Below are 17218 nucleotides of genomic sequence, written 5' to 3' on the forward strand. Positions count from 1 at the left end.
CGGGGGTAGCAAGGCGATGGCTCATGAGGGCGGCCGTCGCCCGCTAGCGCCGATTGATTCGGCCGGATTGACAGGATTTCGATGACCGCCCGTTCCAGCCTCACGATCGTGCTCGCCGCCGGCGAAGGCACGCGCATGCGATCGAGCCTGCCGAAAGTGCTACACCCCGTCGCGCACCAGAGCCTGCTCGCCCACGTGCTCGCCGCGGCGCCCAAGGGAACCGGCACCTCGCTCGCGGTCGTGATCGGACCCGACCACCAGGCGGTGGCGGACGAAGCAAAGCGCATCCGCCCCGACGCGCTCACCTTCGTGCAGCATGAACGGCTCGGCACCGCGCATGCGGTGCTGGCGGCGCGTGACGCCATTGCGCGGGGCGTGGATGATCTGCTGATCGCGTTCGGCGACACGCCGCTGATCTCGGCCGAGACCTTTGCGCGGCTGCGCGCGCCGCTCGCCAAAGGCGCCGCGATTGCGGCGCTCGGCTTCCGCGCCGCCGATCCCACCGGCTATGGCCGCTTCATCGTCGCGGGCGACCGCCTGGTCGCGATCCGCGAGCAGGCCGACGCGAGCACCGAGGAGCGCAAGATCGACCTGTGCAATGCGGGCGTGATGGCGATCGACGGGCGCCGCGCACTCGCGATCCTCGACAAGATCGGCAATGCGAATTCCAAGGGCGAATACTATCTGACCGACGCGGTCGGCATTGTCAGCGAGCAGGGATGGGATGCCGTGGTGATCGAAACCAGCGAGGACGAAGTGCGCGGCATCAACACCAAGGCGCAGCTCGCCGAGGCCGAAAGCGTGATGCAGGCGCGGCTGCGCAAGGCCGCGATGGAAGCCGGCGTCACGCTGATTGCGCCTGAAACCGTCTATCTCGCCGCCGATACCGTGTTCGGCAAGGACGTGACGATCGAGCCCTTCGTGGTGATCGGCCCCGGCGTTTCGATCGGCGACGGCACGGTGGTCCATTCCTTCTCGCATGTCGTCGAGACGTCGCTCGGCAAGAAGGTCTCCATCGGCCCCTATGCGCGGCTTCGGCCCGGCACTTCGCTCGGCGACGGCGCGCGCATCGGCAATTTCGTGGAGACCAAGGCCGCGACGCTGGAGGCCGGCGTCAAGGTCAACCATCTGTCCTACATTGGCGACGCCACCGTCGGCGCCAATTCCAACATCGGCGCCGGCACCATCACCTGCAACTACGATGGCTTCAAGAAGCACAAGACGATCATCGGGCAGGGCGCCTTCGTCGGCACCAACTCCTCGCTGGTCGCACCGGTGACAATCGGCAACGGCGCCTATATCGGCTCGGGCTCGGTGATCACGCGCGACGTGCCTGACGACGCGATGGCGCTGGAGCGCAGCCCGCAGACCATCCGCGAAGGTGGTGCCGCGCGCTATCGCGAGATGAAGACGCGAGGGAAGAAGCCGGAGAAGTGAGCGGCGCTATTCGTCGTCGGCGAATTCCGAGAAGATCGCGCGCGTCAGGCGCCAGCCGCGCGGTTTAGCACGCTTTGCCGGTTCGCCGGCGGCGTGCTTGATGAAGACGGGCTTGCTTTCCTTGCCGCGCTGGGGCGGCGGCCAATGTGCAAGGTGCGTGCCGGTGGTCTCGCTGGCGCGCACCGACATCGACGACAGACCTTTGCGGTTGGATGAGCCTTTCATGGCCAGATCTCCCGAATGGGAGCGTTGGCCAAACTTGTTGACAACAAGTTAATACGCGCGGTTTAAGGCCGGCCAATTCGACGCAGGCGAGGCTCGCTGCCACCGGTGCTGTCTCAATCAGCAATAATTATTGAGTATCTGGTTCCTTACGAACTTCGCTAAGAACCGAGCGGGTCGTTTAGGCGATTTTTCGACGATTTGGGGGATATTGATCCGCATGTGCGGGATTGTCGGCATTCTCGGGCGCGAGCCGGTTGCAGAGCAATTGGTGGATTCGCTCAAACGTCTTGAATATCGCGGCTATGACTCCGCGGGCGTCGCCACGCTCGAAGGCAAGCATCTCGAGCGCCGCCGCGCCGAGGGCAAGCTGAAGAATCTGGAGAAGCGGCTGGAAGCCGAGCCGCTCAAGGGCACGACCGGAATCGGTCATACCCGCTGGGCCACTCACGGCAAGCCGACCGTGAACAACGCCCATCCGCATGCGACCGAGCGCGTCGCCGTCGTTCACAACGGCATCATCGAGAATTTCCGCGAGCTGCGCGAGGAGCTCGAGAAGAAAGGCACGGTGTTCCACACCCAGACCGACACCGAGATCGTGCTGCATCTCGTCGACGATCTGCTCACGCGCGGCAACAAGCCCGTGGAAGCGGTGAAATTGACGCTGGCGCGGCTGCGCGGCGCGTTCGCGCTCGGCTTCATCTTCGCCGGCGAGGACGACCTGATGATCGGCGCCCGCAACGGTCCGCCGCTCGCGATCGGCTATGGTGACGGCGAGATGTATCTCGGCTCCGACGCCATCGCGCTCGGGCCGTTCACCGACACGATCAGCTATCTCGAGGACGGCGACTGGGTCGTGCTGACCCACAAGAACGCGACGATCTTCGACAAGGACGGCCACGCCGTCCAGCGCGACAAGATCAAGCACGCCGCCTCGACCTCGCTGGTCGACAAGGCCAACTACCGCCACTTCATGGCCAAGGAGATCCACGAGCAGCCGGAAGTGGTTGGCCACACGCTTGCACGCTATGTCGACATGGCGACCGAGCGGGTCTCGCTGCCGGTCAAGCTGCCGTTCGACTTCAAGAACATCCAGCGCATCAACATCACCGCTTGCGGCACCGCGAGTTACGCCGGCTTCGTCGCAAAATACTGGTTCGAGCGTTTTGCGCGCGTGCCGGTCGAGGTCGACGTCGCCTCCGAATTCCGCTACCGCGAAGCGCCGCTTCGCAAGGGCGATCTCGCCATCTTCATCTCGCAATCGGGCGAGACCGCCGACACGTTGGCCGCGTTGCGTTATGCCAAGGACCAGGGCGTGCACACGATCGCCGTCGTCAACGTTCCGACCTCGACGATCGCGCGCGAAAGCGAGACCGTGCTGCCAACGCTGGCCGGCCCCGAGATCGGCGTCGCCTCGACCAAGGCCTTCACCTGCCAGCTCATGGTACTGGCAAATCTTGCGATCGCGGCCGGCAAGGCGCGTGGCGAACTGTCCGACGAGGACGAAACCAAGCTCGTCCATGGGCTCGTCGAGATTCCACGTTTGATGTCGGATGCGCTCACCACCGAGCTCCAGATCGAGAAGCTCGCCCGCGAGATCGCGAAGTCGCGTGACGTGCTCTATCTCGGCCGCGGCACCAGCTTCCCGCTCGCCCTCGAAGGCGCGTTGAAGCTGAAGGAGATCTCCTACATCCACGCCGAGGGCTATGCCGCCGGCGAGCTCAAGCACGGCCCGATCGCGCTGATCGACGAGACCATGCCGGTCGTCGTCATCGCGCCCTACGACCGGGTGTTCGAAAAGACCGTCTCCAACATGCAGGAGGTCGCTGCCCGCGGCGGCAAGATCATCCTGATGACCGACGCCAAAGGCGCGGAGGAGGCGACCGTCGAATCTCTCGTCACCATCGTCATGCCTGATATGGCGGCGGCGTTCACGCCGATGGTCTATGCCGTCCCCGTTCAGCTGCTCGCCTATCATACGGCGGTCATCATGGGTACCGACGTCGACCAGCCGCGCAACCTCGCGAAATCGGTGACCGTGGAATAGGCAGACGGATCCGGCCGGAACGCTTCGTGGTCTTCCAAAACCTGCTAGAAGACCCTAGCTTGAACGAAGCGACCGACCTGGAACCCGAATGAACCCCCGTGACGACGCGCCTGCGCCTCTTGATCCCGTGCCGGAGCCGCATACCGGCCTGATAGGCCGCTTCCGCAACTATTTCCTCACCGGCCTCATCGTGACGGGGCCGATTGCGATCACGCTGTACCTGGTCTGGTGGTTCGTCACCTGGGTTGATGGCGTGGTTCGACCATTCGTGCCGCTGGCCTATCGGCCCGAGACTTATCTGCCCTACGTCATTCCCGGCTGGGGGCTGATCGTCGCATTTTTCACTCTGACGCTGGTCGGCTTCCTCGCGGCCAATTTGATCGGCCGGACGCTGGTCGATGTCGGCGAGACCTTCCTCGGCCGGATCCCGGCGGTGCGTGCCATCTATCGCGGCCTGAAGCAGGTGTTCGAGACGCTGTTCTCGGGCAAGGGCTCGAGCTTCCGCAAAGTCGGCCTGGTCGAGTTTCCCTCGCCGGGCATGTGGTCGATCGTGCTGATCTCGCAATCGCCGAACGAGGACCTCTCCCGCAGCCTGCCGGGTCAGGAGGAGCACGTCTCGGTGTTCCTGCCGTGCTCGCCGAACCCGACCACCGGCTTCTTCTTCTACGTCCCCAAGAGCAAGGTCATCGAGGTCGACCTCAGTACCGAAGACGCAGCCACGCTGATCATGTCGGCCGGCGTCGTGCAGCCGGGCTCGGCGCCCGACCCGAAGAAGGCGGCGGCGCTCGCAGGCATGGCGAATGCCGCGCGTATCGCCAACGCCTCGGCGCTCAAGCCCCAGCCTGCGAAGGTGGAGTAGGGCCATTCCTCTGCGGGATGGCCGCCGTTCACGCGGGCGCCCCGTCCTCTGCTAGTCTCCGGTTGAACTGAGCGCGTTGCTCGGAATTCGATCTGGAGTGCACGATGTCCAAAACCATTGCGATCCTCGCGCCCGGTGCCATGGGCAGTGCGGTGGCCCGCCGCCTCAGCGAGCACGGTGCGCGTGTGCTGACGTCGTTGAAAGGGCGGAGCGAGGCGACGCGCAAACGCGCGGCGGACGCCGGCATGGTCGGTGCCGAGGATGACGCGATCGCAGACGCCGACATCATCCTCTCCATCGTGCCACCGGGCGAGGCCGTCGCACTTGCTGAACGTCTGGCGGCGTTGATCGTCCGGCGCGAGAAGAAGCCGGTCGTGGTCGACTGCAACGCCGTCAATGTCGATACCGTGTTGCGGATCGAGGAGATCATCGGCTCGGCGCAGGCGCCGTTCGTGGACGGCGGCATCATCGGTTTCCCGCCGCAGCCCGGCGGCAAGAGCCCGGCGTTCTATGTGTCCGGCGAGCACGCCAAGGACGTCGCGGTGCTCGGGGATTTCGGCCTCGATTTGCGGATCGTCGAGGGGCCGGTCGGCGCGGCCTCGGCGCTCAAGATGTCCTACGCCGGCATCGTCAAGGGCCTTGCCGGCATCGGTTCGGCCATGGTGATCGCGGCGACGAAGGCAGGCGCGGCGGATGCGCTCCGCGACGAGCTCGCGCTGAGCCAGCCGGCCGTTCTGGCCCGGCTCGAAGTCGCGCTGCCGGACATGATCCCGAAGGCCTATCGCTGGGTCGCGGAGATGCGGGAGATTTCCGGCTTCCTCGGGCCCGATCATCCGGCCAGCCAGATTTACGAGGGCTTTGCGCGCTGGTTCGAGCATCTCGCGGAAGATGCGAAAGGCGAGGCGGTGGACGCAGATCTGATGAAGGCATTCGCCGCGCAGATCGCGCAGAAGAAGGCCTAATCGTCCGAACCTGCGGAAACAGAATCCAGAAAACCCTGGATGTCGCGGTCGCGTCTCAAGCGCACGACCGGGACATCAGGGCCATATTGCAGGCGTTCGGCCTCGATGACAGGCGCGCGCTCGGTGTCGTAACGCCACGCCTCCTTCATCAGTTTCCAGTCGAACTGTTCCGGACATCCCTCAGGCAGGTCGGGCCGCGACCTGTCGCGATCGAAGGCCGAGCGCCAGAGAATGCGCCACTGGCAGAGCCAGCGCGGGCGGTCGATGGCGACGAGAATATCGGCGCGCGCGAGCGTGAGATCGAAGACAAGTCCCGAGAAGCTGCCGTCGACGATCCATTCGTCGCCCGCGATCGCTTCAGTGACGCGCGTTCGAAAGCTCGGCTTGTCGGATGGCTGCCAGCCTGGCCGCCAGTACAGCACGTCGAGATGTACCACGGGCAATCCGAGCTTTCGCCCGAGATTCCGGGAGAGGCTCGTCTTTCCGCTTCCCTGGGAGCCAACGACGATGATCCGGCGCATGGTCGGAAGGTTTTCATAAAGTCAGCCGCGGCGAAAGGGCACTCTTCTGAGCCGATCTATCCTCCTCGTCATTGCGAGCGTAGCGAAGCAATCTAGTCTATCTCTGCGGAAAGACTCTGGATTGCTTCGCTACGCTCGCAATGACGAGGAGGAGACGTCGCGAGGTCGATCTGTTACTCTTTTTGCGGAAGCAGACGCATGCAATGGGAGTTCGAATGAGAGTGCTGGTGATCGGCGCGGGCGCGCTCGGAGGCTATTACGGAGCTTGCCTGGTCCGAGCGGGCGGCGACGTGACCTTTCTGGTGCGGCCTGGGCGGGCGGAGCAATTGCGGCGGGATGGATTGAGGATCGTGAGCCCACACGGCGACTTTGCCGTGCGGCCGAAGATCATGCTGGCAGACGATCTCAAGGAGACGTTCGACGTCGTGCTCGTCGGGGTGAAATCCTACTCGCTCGACGATGCGATGGCCCAGTTTGCCCCGGCCGTCGGCGCTAGCACGATGATTTTGCCGATCCTCAACGGGTTGAAACATATCGACGCCCTGACTGCGCGGTTCGGCGCCGCGCAGGTCCTCGGCGGGCTCGCGAACGTCAGTGCCGGGCTCGACGCGGATGGTCGTGTGGTTCAGTTCATGGCCAATCAGACGATTGTCTTCGGCGAGACCAAGGGGCCGTTGAGCGAGCGTGTGCTCGCGCTGGAGAAACTGCTCAATGTCCCCGGCATCGACGTGCGCGCCAGCGAGGCGATCATGCAGGACATGTGGGAGAAATTCGTCCAGCTCAGCACGCTGGCCGGCATCACCTGCCTGATGCGCGCGAGCATCGGCGACATCCTGGCCGTGCCGAACGGCGAACAATCGATCTTCCGCCTGTTCGCGGAATGCTGCGCCGTTGCGACGGCCTCGGGTTTTGAGCCGCGAGCGCCGTTCATCGAATTCGACCGAAAGCTGTTCACAACCCGGGACTCCCCGCTCAAGGCCTCGATGCTGCGCGATATCGAGCGCGGCTCGGTCACCGAGGCCGAGCACATCCTCGGCGATATGGCCAATCGTGCCCGTACGCTGGGCATCGACACGCCGCTGCTGGATCTGGCTCGCGCGCATGTGGCGGCCTATGAGGTTGGGCGACAGAGAGCGGCCAGCTAACCCGCCCCGATCAGCGGAATCGCCTCGTCCCGCTCGTAGAGATACAGCAGGCATCGCAGCGCCTCGCCGCGCTCGCCCTTCAGCTTGGGATCGTCCTTCAGGATGCGCAGCGCCTCGTCGCGGGCCTGCGTGATGAGCTGGCCGTGGACCTCCGAACGGGCGATGCGGTAGCCGGGCAGGCCGCTCTGGCGCACGCCGAGCACATCGCCTTCGCCGCGCAGCTTCAGGTCTTCCTCGGCGATGCGAAAGCCGTCGGTGGTCTCGCGGATCACCTTCAGCCGCGCCTTCGACATCTCGCCGAGCGGCTCGGAGTAGAGCAGCAGACAGGTCGAGGCCTCCGAGCCGCGCCCGATGCGGCCCCGCAACTGGTGCAGCTGGGCGAGGCCGAAGCGCTCGGCGTTCTCGATCACCATGATGGTGGCTGCCGGCACGTCGACGCCGACCTCGACCACGGTGGTTGCGACCAGCAGCCCGATCTCGTGGGCGGCGAACTGGCCCATCACGCGGTCTTTCTCGGTGCCCTTCATCTGGCCGTGGACGAGGCCGACGCGCTCGCCGAAATGCTTTTGCAGGCTCTCGAAACGTTTGGTCGCATTGGTGAGGTGCTCGGTGCCCTCAGCCTCGGATTCCTCGACCAGCGGGCAGATCCAGTAAACCAGCTTGCCGGATTCGAGAGCGCGGCCGATGCTGTCCGTGACCTCGCCGAGCCGGCTCATCGATATGGTGCGGGTTTCGATCGGCTGGCGGCCGGCGGGCTTTTCGCGCAGCTCGGAGATGTCCATGTCGCCGAAATAGGTCAGCACCAGCGTGCGCGGGATCGGCGTTGCGCTCAGCACCAGCACGTCGACGGCCTCGCCCTTTGACGTCAGCGCCAGCCGCTCGCGCACGCCAAAACGATGCTGCTCGTCGACGACGGCGAGGGCGAGGTCGTTGAAGATCACGTCGTCCTGGATCAGCGCATGGGTGCCGACGAGCAGGTCGATCTCGCCGGCTTCGAGCTGTGCCAGCAGTTCGCGGCGCTCCTTGCCCTTTTCGCGGCCGGTGAGGATCGCGACCCGCATTCCCGCGCGCTCGGCGAGCGGCGCGATGGTCTTGATGTGCTGACGGGCCAAAATTTCGGTCGGCGCCATCAGGGCGGCCTGCTTGCCGACCTCGCTGACGGCAGCGGCGGCGAGCAGCGCGACCACGGTCTTGCCGGAGCCGACGTCGCCCTGGAGCAGGCGCAACATGCGCACGGGTTGCGTCAGGTCATTGGCAATGGCCGCCGCGGCATCGCGCTGGGAGATCGTTAGCGCATAGGGCAGGGCATCGATGATCTTGTTGCGGAGGTGCCCGTCGCCGGCGTTGCGCACACCGGCCGGGCGGCGCAATTGCGCGCGAATCAGGCCAAGCGCAAGTTGCCCGGCCAGGAGTTCGTCGAAGGCGAGGCGCGACCAGAACGGCTGGTCAGGCAGAATGTCGGTGAGCTCGACCGGCTGGTGCACGCGGGTGAGCGCCTCGGTGATCGGCGGGAAGCTGCAGCGGCGCAGCACCTCCGGGCTGATCCATTCCGGCAGCGCGGGCAGCTTTTGCAGCGCCTGCGCGACTGCGCGGCGCAGCGAGCCGAGCGCAAGGCCTTCGGTCAAGGGATAGACGGGATCGATGCCGGAGAGTTTTGAGATCGCCTCCTCGTCCAGCACCCGATCGGGATGCACGATCTGCGGGATGCCGTCGTACATCTGGAGCGTGCCGGAGACGAAGCGCTTCTCGCCGATCGGCAGCAGCTTCTCGACATAGCCGGGCTTTGCGCGGAAGAACGTCAGCACGACGTCCCCGGTATCATCGCTGGCATAGACCAGATACGGCGCGCGGGCATTGCGCGGCGGGGGCGGGCGGTGGCGGTCGACGGTGACCTCCAGCGTGACCATGGTTCCCTGCACGGCGTCGCGGATCTTCGGCCGCGCGCGGCGGTCGATGACCTGGCTCGGCAAATGCAGCAACAGATCGACCAGCCGCGGCGTCTCATTGCGGCTGAGCAGGTATTGCAGCAGCTTGTCCTGCTTCGGACCGACGCCGGACAGGCTGGTCACGGGGGCAAACAGCGGATTGAGCAGGCTGGGGCGCATCACGCGAACCTAGGATCGTTTCGGCCCGTCATGCCCGGCTTTGTGCCGGGCATCCACGTCTTTTTTCGGAGGTAACGCCGGGTGACGAGCCATGACAAATCGAGGGCTGACAGGGCCCGCCCGAGTGGCTATATCACGCCGGCCCGGCACGTCCGGGCTTTTGGCGTTTGACTGGAATTGAGACATGACGGGAACGACACGATCGAGCAACGGGCTGGACGACCGCCGCAAGCGGCTTCTGTTCCGTTGCTGGCACCGCGGCACGCGCGAGATGGACCTGATCCTCGGCCGCTTCGCGGACGCCGAGATCGGCAATTTGTCCGATGACGAGCTCGACGAGCTCGAGCGCCTGCTCGAAGAGGCCGATCCCGACCTCTATGCCGCCATCACCGGCGACAAGGTGCTTCCCGCCGAAGTCGTCGGCCCGCTGTTTGCGCGCATCAAGGCGTTTCCGATCGCGGACCGCGACGTATGAAGCAGGGGATGAAATCGCCGGCCGAGCTGCTCACGCCCGGCCGCGCGCTGACGCTTGCCAATGTCGCCGAGGGCGCCGAGGGCCTCGTCGTCTCCGATCTCGCGCGCGCCATCGCGGCGCGGCCGAAGAAGCCGGCTGTCAGCCTCGCGGTGATCTGCCGCGACGGGCCACGGATGCAGCACCTCGAACGTGCCCTGCAATTCTTCGCGCCCGATTTGCCCGTGCTGACCTTCCCGGCCTGGGATTGCCAGCCCTATGACCGCGTCTCGCCGCATGGCGGCGTCCTCGCGCAGCGCCTGACGACGCTGGCACGGCTTGCGTCCCTGACCGGCAGCGACAAGCCGCTGATCGTGCTGACCACGGTGAACGCCGCCGTACAGCGCGTGCCCTCCCGCGACCTCGTCGCGGCGCAGGCGCTGTCGGTCGCTCCCGGCAACGTCGTGCCGATGAACACCATCATCGCCTGGCTCGAGCACAACGGCTACAACCGCTCCTCGACCGTGCGCGAGCCCGGCGAATATGCCGTGCGCGGCGGCATTCTGGACTTGTTTCCGGCCGGCCTCGTCCAGCCCGTCCGCTTCGACTTCTTCGGCGACAGCCTGGAATCGATCCGCACCTTCGATGCCGAGACCCAGCGCACGCTGCTCGACATGCGCGCGCTCGATCTCGTTCCGATCTCCGAGTTCCAGCTCGTCACCGACACCATCCGCCGTTTTCGTATGGGCTATGTCGCCGAGTTCGGCGCGCCCGAGCGCGACGATGGGCTCTACGAGGCCGTCAGCGAGGGCCGCCGCCATCCCGGCATGGAGCATTGGCTGCCGCTGTTCCAGGACCGGATGGACACGCTGTTCGACTATCTGCAAGGCGCGGCCGTCGCGATCGAGCCGCAGGCCGAGGACGCCGTCCGCGAGCGCTTCAAGCAGATCCTCGACTATTACCAGGCCCGCCGCGATGCGATGGAGCATCCGGGCGGCGGCGCCATCTACAAGCCCCTGCCGCCTGACAGGCTCTATCTGACCGAGGCGGAGTGGGGCAAGCGCGAGAGCGAGATGCCGCTGGTGCGGCTGACGCAGTTTTCGGTTCCGGCTGATGGAGCGACAATCGTCGATGCCGGGGCACGCAAGGGCCGCGACTTCGCGCCCGAGCGCAACGACAGCAAGGTCAACGTCTTCGAAGCCGTCGTCGCACATGTGCATGGGCTGCTGACAAGCCGCAAGAAGGTGGTCATCGCGCTCTGGACGGAGGGCTCGCGCGATCGCATGACCTCGATGCTGCGCGATCACAAGCTCACCCCTGTGACCAGCGTCAACAGCTGGCGCACGGTGCAGGCGACCCCGCGCAACGAAACCATGCTTGCCGTGCTCGGCCTCGAAAGCGGTTTCGAGACCGACGAGATCGCTGTCATCAGCGAGCAGGACATCCTTGGCGATCGCCTGGTCCGGCCGCGCAAGGCGAGCCGCAAGCTCGACAATTTCATCTCGGAGGTGACGAGCCTTGCCGCCGGCGACATCGTGGTCCATGTCGATCACGGCATCGGCCGCTTCATCGGCCTGCAGACGCTGGACGTCGCCGGCGCGCCCCACGACTGCCTCGAGCTGCATTATGCCGCCGAGACCAAGCTGTTCCTGCCGGTCGAGAACATCGAGCTGCTGTCGCGCTATGGCTCCGACCAGACCACGGTCGAACTCGACCGTCTCGGTGGCTCAGGCTGGCAGACGCGCAAGGCCAAGCTCAAGAACCGCATCCGCGAGATCGCTGGCGAGCTGATCAAGATCGCCGCCGAGCGGCACCTTCATGAGGCGCCAAAGCTGCCGGTGCAGCCGGGCCTCTATGACGAATTCTGCGCGCGCTTCCCCTATGACGAGACCGAGGATCAGCTTGGTGCGATCGAGTCCACGCTGAAGGACCTCGAGCTCGGCCGTCCCATGGACCGGCTGATCTGCGGCGACGTCGGCTTCGGCAAGACCGAGGTGGCGCTGCGCGCGGCCTTTGCCGTCGCGCTCGAAGGCAAGCAGGTCGCGGTCGTGGTGCCGACCACGCTGCTCGCTCGCCAGCACCACAGGACGTTCACCGAGCGTTTCAAGGGCTTTCCGGTGCAGGTCGCGCAGGCCTCTCGGCTGGTGCCGACCAAGCAGCTCAATCTGGTCAAGAACGGTCTTGCCGACGGCTCGGTCGATATCGTCGTCGGCACCCATGCGCTGCTCAGCAAGTCGATCAAGTTCCGCGACCTCGGCCTGCTGATCGTGGACGAGGAGCAGCACTTCGGCGTCACCCACAAGGAGCGGCTGAAGCAGCTCCGCGCCGAGGTGCACGTGCTGACGCTGTCGGCGACGCCGATCCCGCGTACGCTCCAGCTCGCGCTCACCGGCGTGCGCGAGCTCTCGATCATCGCATCGCCCCCGGTCGATCGCCTTGCGGTCCGCACCTTCGTCGCCCCGCACGATCTCCTGATGATCCGCGAGGCGCTGCTGCGCGAGCGCTATCGCGGCGGCCAGGCGTTCTACGTGGTGCCGCGCATCGACGACCTCACCGAGGTCAAGGACTTCCTCGACAAGAACGTGCCGGAGATGAAGGTCGCGGTCGCGCACGGGCAGATGCCGCCCGCCGTGATCGAGGACATCATGACCGCGTTCTACGACGGCAAGTTCGACATCCTGCTGTCGACCACGATCGTGGAATCCGGCCTCGACATCCCCAACGCCAACACGTTGATCGTGCATCGCGCGGACATGTTCGGCCTCGCCCAGCTCTATCAGCTCCGCGGCCGCGTCGGCCGCTCCAAGCTGCGGGCCTATGCGCTGTTCACGCTGCCGGCGCAGCAGAAGATCACGGCGCAGGCCGAGCGCCGGCTCACCGTGCTGCAATCGCTGGAGACGCTGGGCGCGGGCTTCCAGCTCGCCTCGCACGACCTCGACATCCGCGGCGCCGGCAACATCCTGGGCGAGCAGCAGTCCGGCCACATCAAGGAGGTCGGCTTCGAACTTTACCAGTCGATGCTGGAGGAGGCGATCGTCAACCTCAAGGCCGGTGTCTCCGAGCCCGCTGCCGACCGCTGGTCGCCGTCGATCACGATCGGCATGCCCGTGCTGATTCCGGACGACTATGTCGGCGATCTCTCGGTGCGGCTGTCGCTGTACCGGCGGCTGGCCGATCTCGACAGCGAGGAGGAGATCGAGAATTTTGGCGCCGAGATGCGCGATCGTTTCGGCGTGCTGCCGGACGAGGTGCGCTACCTGTTCAAGGTCGCCGCGATCAAGGCGTTCTGCCGTCAGGCCAATGTCGGGAAGATCGATGCCGGCCCGAAGGGCGCCGTCATCGCCTTCCGCGACAATTCCTTCGCGCATCCCGACCGCCTGGTGTCGTTCATCCGCAGCCACGGCCAGGCCGCCAAGGTGCGGCCCGACATGAAGGTGGTGTTCCTGCAGGACTGGGAAACGCCGGAAGAGCGTCTCGCCGGCACCACCGAGATCATGCGCCAGCTGGCGCAGCTCGCACAGAGCAAGAAGGCGGCGTAGGCGCTATGGTGCTTCAGACGCGGCGCAGCACGAAACGATGCGCCGCTCCTGGATCCGAAAACAACGACTTATGGCTACTTGCGGAATGACCGGGCAGTAGCCATATTGGACTCATCGAGTTTCGGCCGAATGACTTGGCCTCGCCGCTTTCAAGCGCGCCTGACTGACGACCCTCCCTCCAGATCTCGACGACACCGACCGCGCTTTTGAGCGCGGCCAAACGCCTATCTATCTTAAAGGACGACCCCATGACGACGGGAACTGTGAAGTGGTTTAACAGCCAAAAGGGTTTCGGCTTCATTCAGCCGGACCAGGGAAGCCAGGATGTGTTCGTTCATATCAGCGCCGTTGAACGCGCCGGCATGAGTACCCTCAACGAGGGGCAGAAGGTTTCTTTCGAAATCGTTGCAGACAGCCGGACCGGCAAGTCTGCTGCTGAGGATCTGCGCGCCGCATAGGCTGCCGCAATCGCCATGACGTTGCTTTGACCACGGATGTACTGGCAGAGCTTCTGATTTCCGGACCCGCGACCGTTCATCGGCCGCGGGTTTTTTGCGCCGGCTGCCGCCCACCGCGAATGAGAATGCCAATGGTCGCAATTCGCGCAAAGATCCCCATATGGACTCTATGAGCAATTGGCAGAAGTCGACCACGCGACAAGCACCCAAGACCAAGGCAGAGCTCCGCCTGATGCTGACTGAGGCGGTCCGCAATACGCAGCCGGGCCTTGAGCCGCAGCGGCTGTCGAAATCCAGGAAGATCGCGGCCGGGACGGCTCCCGCCGATCCAGCGTCCGGGGACGCCGCATCGGTTCGTTGAGCCACGAGAAGGAGCAGCATGCGCAAGCTTCCCCAGCCCACTGAGCAAGAGCTTAGAGAGGGGCCCCAGGCAATTTCCTTTCTGATCGCGAATGGGAACGCGCGGCAGAGCTGTATTCTGCAAACCAATTTCCCCACCAAAGTGCAGGCGCACAGATACCTTCTGGTGAATTGGCCGGCCGTCGAGAAGATGGCTCGCGACGCTCTCGCGATGGGAACCGTTGAGGACGGCCAGATCAAGCTCATGATGATTTGAGCGCTCGAGCTCCGACGGCAGCGAACGCTGGCGGATGGCTACGACGCCGCCCGCGACGCGTCCGCCGAAAGACGCCCGAGCAGCGACCTTGCCGTATCCGATGGCGACAGCGAGTCCACGCTGACGACGGGATCGCTGCGCATCTCGTGCTTGCCGTTCGAGGTGTGCCGCATCACAGCCGAGAGACGGCGGGCGATCATGTGGGCGGTGCGGAAGTCGGTCTCCGCGAACACGACGATGACCGAACCGTCCTTCTGCGCCACGCCAAAATCCATCTGTCGCATCAGGCGGCTGAGAATGCGCGCGGCATCGAGCTGGGCGCGGGAATTGCCGGGGTCGAAGGCGAAGCGCGCGACCGAGAGGCCGCCGCCGCGGGCGAGTGCCTGCTCGACAGCCTTGGCAAAATCGCGCGCAAAAGCTTCCACCGTGAGCAGGCCGCTGCGCGGGTCGAGCCAGCCGCCGGCATCGATCGAGCGCAGCGTGCGGCTCAGTTGCGCTTCCATCGCGTGCTGGCGGATCAAGGGCAGCGCATTGGCGGCGACTTTCGCCGGCTCGCCCGGGATCAGCTCGAGATTGGGCAGGTCGTAAGTCTGCGTCAACTGATGCGCGGTGACGACCACGGGCAGGCTGCGGAAGCGGGTGTCCTCGGCGAGCACCGTGAGGAAGGCATCGGTCACGCGGGCCGTGAAACCCTCGGCCAGCACGACGCCGTCGAGGTCGCGGGTGTTGAGATGCTTGGCCGCGGCCTCGATCGAGAGCGCGCCGACGACGCCGACGCGCTCGCCGAGTGCAACGGAAAGCGCAGGGTAAGCCGCGCCACGCCCGATCAGAAGCACCGTGGCATCGCGAATGGGATCAGCCTCCGGCAGCGCGACTTTCACCTCGGGCAGCCGGCGCAGCACCGTGGCATGAAGCGTGCGGATGCGCAGCGCGGCGCGAAGCCGCGCGATCAGGCGGTCGGAATGGCCGGCGCGCGAGGAGGAGAAAGGCAGGGCGTTGTGCGGGAGCGCGCCCTCCGCATCCAGCGCCACGAAGGGAAGGTAAGGCGATTGCTCCGCGATCTTCTTGGCGAGCGGCGCCAGATGCGGCTCGTGCCCGGCATGCATCACGGCGAGAACCACGGCCGGCTGTATCTCTTCGACCGCGCGCGCAGCGCCAGCCCAGCCGGTGTCGACCACGGGGAAGAATCGGGCTTCGTCCAGCGCCGCAATGAAGGCCGGCCGCTCGGCATTGGACACAAACAGGATCGGGCCAGCCTGGGACATCGAGACACTCTGATCACGCAACAGGTGCCGCGCAATCTAGTCCGGCCGCCTTAATGCAGCGTCAATGGATCGGCCGAAACTACCCTCAAACCGGTCCGGAACGGTCGCGAAAAGCTTCGACCATCAGGGGGTTAAGCCCGAGTTCGCTGAGCGCCTCGCGGGCGCGGGCATTGTCTTGGGCCCGGCCCGCGAGCCGGTGACCGGAGAGCCGATCGGGCAGCGCGGTCAGCAGGGCGCCCTGGCCGAGCCGGCGCGCCCATTCCTGGAGGTCGTTGGAGAGGAAGCGGTAGCCGCCGACGGCCATGATCCCGGAGGGCGGCGCGGTGATGCAGATCGCGCCGCTGGGACGGTCGAGCCGCGCGGCATAGCCGGTGTCGACATAGTCGCGTGGCGGCTGCGCGGTCAGGGTGTCGCCGACCGGCTGCGGCGGGGCGTAGGCCGCGATCGGCACCATCGGGCCGCGCAGGCCGAGCGTGCCTTTCGGCGTCAGCAGAATCTCGCCGGCGATCGACGAACCCGACTGCTCGCGCGGCGCACCGTGCGGTCCCGGCATCACCGGCACCGGCATGCCGTCCTCGCCACGCCGGGCGCCGAACAATCCGGCCTCGCCGAACAGATAGACGTCCGTGAACGGCGCATGCGGCGCGATCCAGGCCTCGCTCGCCGCCACCTGCTCGGGGGCGCGCCACAGGCCGATGACGTTGCGCAAGGTCGGCATCCGCGCCGCCAGATCGGAATCGCCGAGCCGCTGGGCAAACTGCGCCGGCGCGATCAGCACGTCGCATTCGTGCTCGTTGATCTGCTGCTCCAGCACGTCGTTCTCGAACGGATGATGCAGCGCCAGCGTGCCGCCGCACAGCAGCCACACCGCAAGCGAGGAGGCGAGCCCTGCGAACGACATCGGCGTGAACGCCGTCATCACGGTCGCGCCCTGCCGGATGTCGGCTTCCAGCGACATCGCAAGGCCGCCCGCGATCAGGCTGAAATGCGGCCGCGGCACAGGGCGAAAGCCTTCCGCGGTGACGTCGAACGAGATCATCGCCGCCTTGCGGCCGTCCTGGATCACGGCGCGCGTGGTCCCGGGCGGGCGTGCCAGCACCTCGTCGAGCGAGGCCATGCCTTCGGGCAGGTCGGTGCCGAAGCCGCAGACATGGCGGATCGAGAAGGCTTCCGCGGCCGCATGCATTGCGAGATCGGCATAGCTGACGCCGTCGACCGTCCTCATGGTGACGATGGCGCGCGCCGCGGTGCGGTTCAGAGCGGCGGTCAGTTCGGCATGGCGCCAGAGCAGCGGCAGCACGGCGACGACGAGGCCGGCGCGATGGGCGGCGAGCACGGTGAGCACGAACTCGACCGTATTCGGCAGCTGGATGGCGATGACGGAATTGGCCGGCAGGCCCGATTCGACGAAATAGGCCGACAGCGCCTCGATGGCCGTGTCAGCCTCGGCGTAGCTCATCCGCCGCGGCTCGTGCCCGGTCACCCGGAACTTGTTGAGGGGGTCGAGCAGAGCGGGCGCGTGCGGCTGCCGTATCAGCGTGCGCTGAAACAGCGTGTCGAGCGTCGGCGATACGGCTGGCTGGTTCACGGC

Annotated in this window: 14 protein-coding genes; 9 read left to right on the forward strand and 5 right to left on the reverse strand. The window is 65.9% G+C overall.

The window, feature by feature from the left end; genetic code table 11:
• The first annotated feature begins 81 nt into the window (after positions 1 to 81).
• Positions 82 to 1437 carry a bifunctional UDP-N-acetylglucosamine diphosphorylase/glucosamine-1-phosphate N-acetyltransferase GlmU gene (gene glmU / locus JQ591_RS09390; protein WP_211395733.1) on the forward strand — a complete coding sequence of 452 codons (1356 nt, stop codon included), beginning with the start codon at positions 82 to 84 and terminating at the stop codon, positions 1435 to 1437.
• A 6-nt stretch (positions 1438 to 1443) separates the two neighbouring features.
• On the opposite strand, the gene JQ591_RS09395 is transcribed toward glmU, so the two are convergent.
• The gene (locus JQ591_RS09395; RefSeq protein WP_211395734.1) at positions 1444 to 1662 is read right to left on the reverse strand and encodes a hypothetical protein; all 219 of its coding nucleotides are present in this window, start codon (positions 1660 to 1662) and stop codon (positions 1444 to 1446) included.
• 217 nt (positions 1663 to 1879) lie between these two features.
• Between JQ591_RS09395 and glmS the strand changes: the two genes are divergently transcribed.
• The 3 genes from glmS to JQ591_RS09410 all read left to right on the forward strand — a co-directional run bounded on the left by glmS (position 1880) and on the right by JQ591_RS09410 (position 5527).
• A complete protein-coding gene (glmS, locus tag JQ591_RS09400; protein ID WP_211395735.1) occupies positions 1880 to 3706 on the forward strand; it encodes a glutamine--fructose-6-phosphate transaminase (isomerizing) in 1827 nt (608 codons plus the stop codon).
• Between the two features lie 88 nt (positions 3707 to 3794).
• Positions 3795 to 4565, forward strand: a complete 771-nt coding sequence (locus tag JQ591_RS09405; protein ID WP_211395736.1) for a DUF502 domain-containing protein — start codon at positions 3795 to 3797, stop codon at positions 4563 to 4565.
• A 104-nt stretch (positions 4566 to 4669) separates the two neighbouring features.
• On the forward strand, positions 4670 to 5527 hold the full coding sequence (locus tag JQ591_RS09410; RefSeq protein WP_211395737.1) for an NAD(P)-dependent oxidoreductase: 858 nt from the start codon (positions 4670 to 4672) through the stop codon (positions 5525 to 5527).
• Here JQ591_RS09410 and JQ591_RS09415 read toward each other — a convergent pair.
• The gene (locus JQ591_RS09415; protein ID WP_349630373.1) at positions 5524 to 5964 is read right to left on the reverse strand and encodes an AAA family ATPase; all 441 of its coding nucleotides are present in this window, start codon (positions 5962 to 5964) and stop codon (positions 5524 to 5526) included. The two genes, JQ591_RS09410 and JQ591_RS09415, sit on opposite strands and share 4 nt — an antisense overlap.
• Before the next feature lie 299 nt (positions 5965 to 6263).
• Between JQ591_RS09415 and panE the strand changes: the two genes are divergently transcribed.
• Complete coding sequence (panE, locus tag JQ591_RS09420; protein ID WP_211395739.1) at positions 6264 to 7193, forward strand: 2-dehydropantoate 2-reductase; 930 nt, start codon at positions 6264 to 6266, stop codon at positions 7191 to 7193.
• On the opposite strand, the gene recG is transcribed toward panE, so the two are convergent.
• Positions 7190 to 9298 (reverse strand): ATP-dependent DNA helicase RecG, encoded by a 2109-nt coding sequence (recG, locus tag JQ591_RS09425; protein WP_211395740.1) that lies wholly within the window; start codon positions 9296 to 9298, stop codon positions 7190 to 7192. The genes panE and recG overlap by 4 nt on opposite strands.
• A gap of 184 nt (positions 9299 to 9482) precedes the next feature.
• Here recG and JQ591_RS09430 point away from each other — a divergent pair, with 184 nt between their 5' ends.
• The 4 genes from JQ591_RS09430 (at position 9483) to JQ591_RS09445 (ending at position 14362) form a co-directional block, all read left to right on the forward strand.
• Positions 9483 to 9773, forward strand: coding sequence for a succinate dehydrogenase assembly factor 2 (locus JQ591_RS09430; protein WP_211395741.1), 291 nt, complete (start codon positions 9483 to 9485; stop codon positions 9771 to 9773).
• The gene (gene mfd / locus JQ591_RS09435) at positions 9770 to 13288 is read left to right on the forward strand and encodes a transcription-repair coupling factor (protein ID WP_211395742.1); all 3519 of its coding nucleotides are present in this window, start codon (positions 9770 to 9772) and stop codon (positions 13286 to 13288) included. Before JQ591_RS09430 ends, mfd begins: the two co-directional genes overlap by 4 nt.
• 248 nt (positions 13289 to 13536) lie before the next feature.
• Positions 13537 to 13746, forward strand: coding sequence for a cold-shock protein (locus JQ591_RS09440; RefSeq protein WP_211395743.1), 210 nt, complete (start codon positions 13537 to 13539; stop codon positions 13744 to 13746).
• A gap of 379 nt (positions 13747 to 14125) precedes the next feature.
• Positions 14126 to 14362 (forward strand): hypothetical protein, encoded by a 237-nt coding sequence (locus tag JQ591_RS09445; RefSeq protein ID WP_211395744.1) that lies wholly within the window; start codon positions 14126 to 14128, stop codon positions 14360 to 14362.
• A 38-nt stretch (positions 14363 to 14400) separates the two neighbouring features.
• On the opposite strand, the gene JQ591_RS09450 is transcribed toward JQ591_RS09445, so the two are convergent.
• Together JQ591_RS09450 and JQ591_RS09455 are read right to left on the reverse strand one after the other, a co-directional pair.
• Entirely contained in the window at positions 14401 to 15627 is a 1227-nt protein-coding gene (locus JQ591_RS09450) for a GGDEF domain-containing protein (RefSeq protein ID WP_211395745.1), read from the reverse strand.
• An 85-nt stretch (positions 15628 to 15712) separates the two neighbouring features.
• Positions 15713 to 17215: an AMP-binding protein gene (locus tag JQ591_RS09455; protein WP_211395746.1), complete on the reverse strand. Its 1503-nt coding sequence runs from the start codon at positions 17213 to 17215 to the stop codon at positions 15713 to 15715.
• Positions 17216 to 17218: the final 3 nt, after the last annotated feature.

Source organism: Bradyrhizobium canariense (assembly GCF_018130465.1).
Lineage (GTDB): Bacteria > Pseudomonadota > Alphaproteobacteria > Rhizobiales > Xanthobacteraceae > Bradyrhizobium > Bradyrhizobium canariense_C.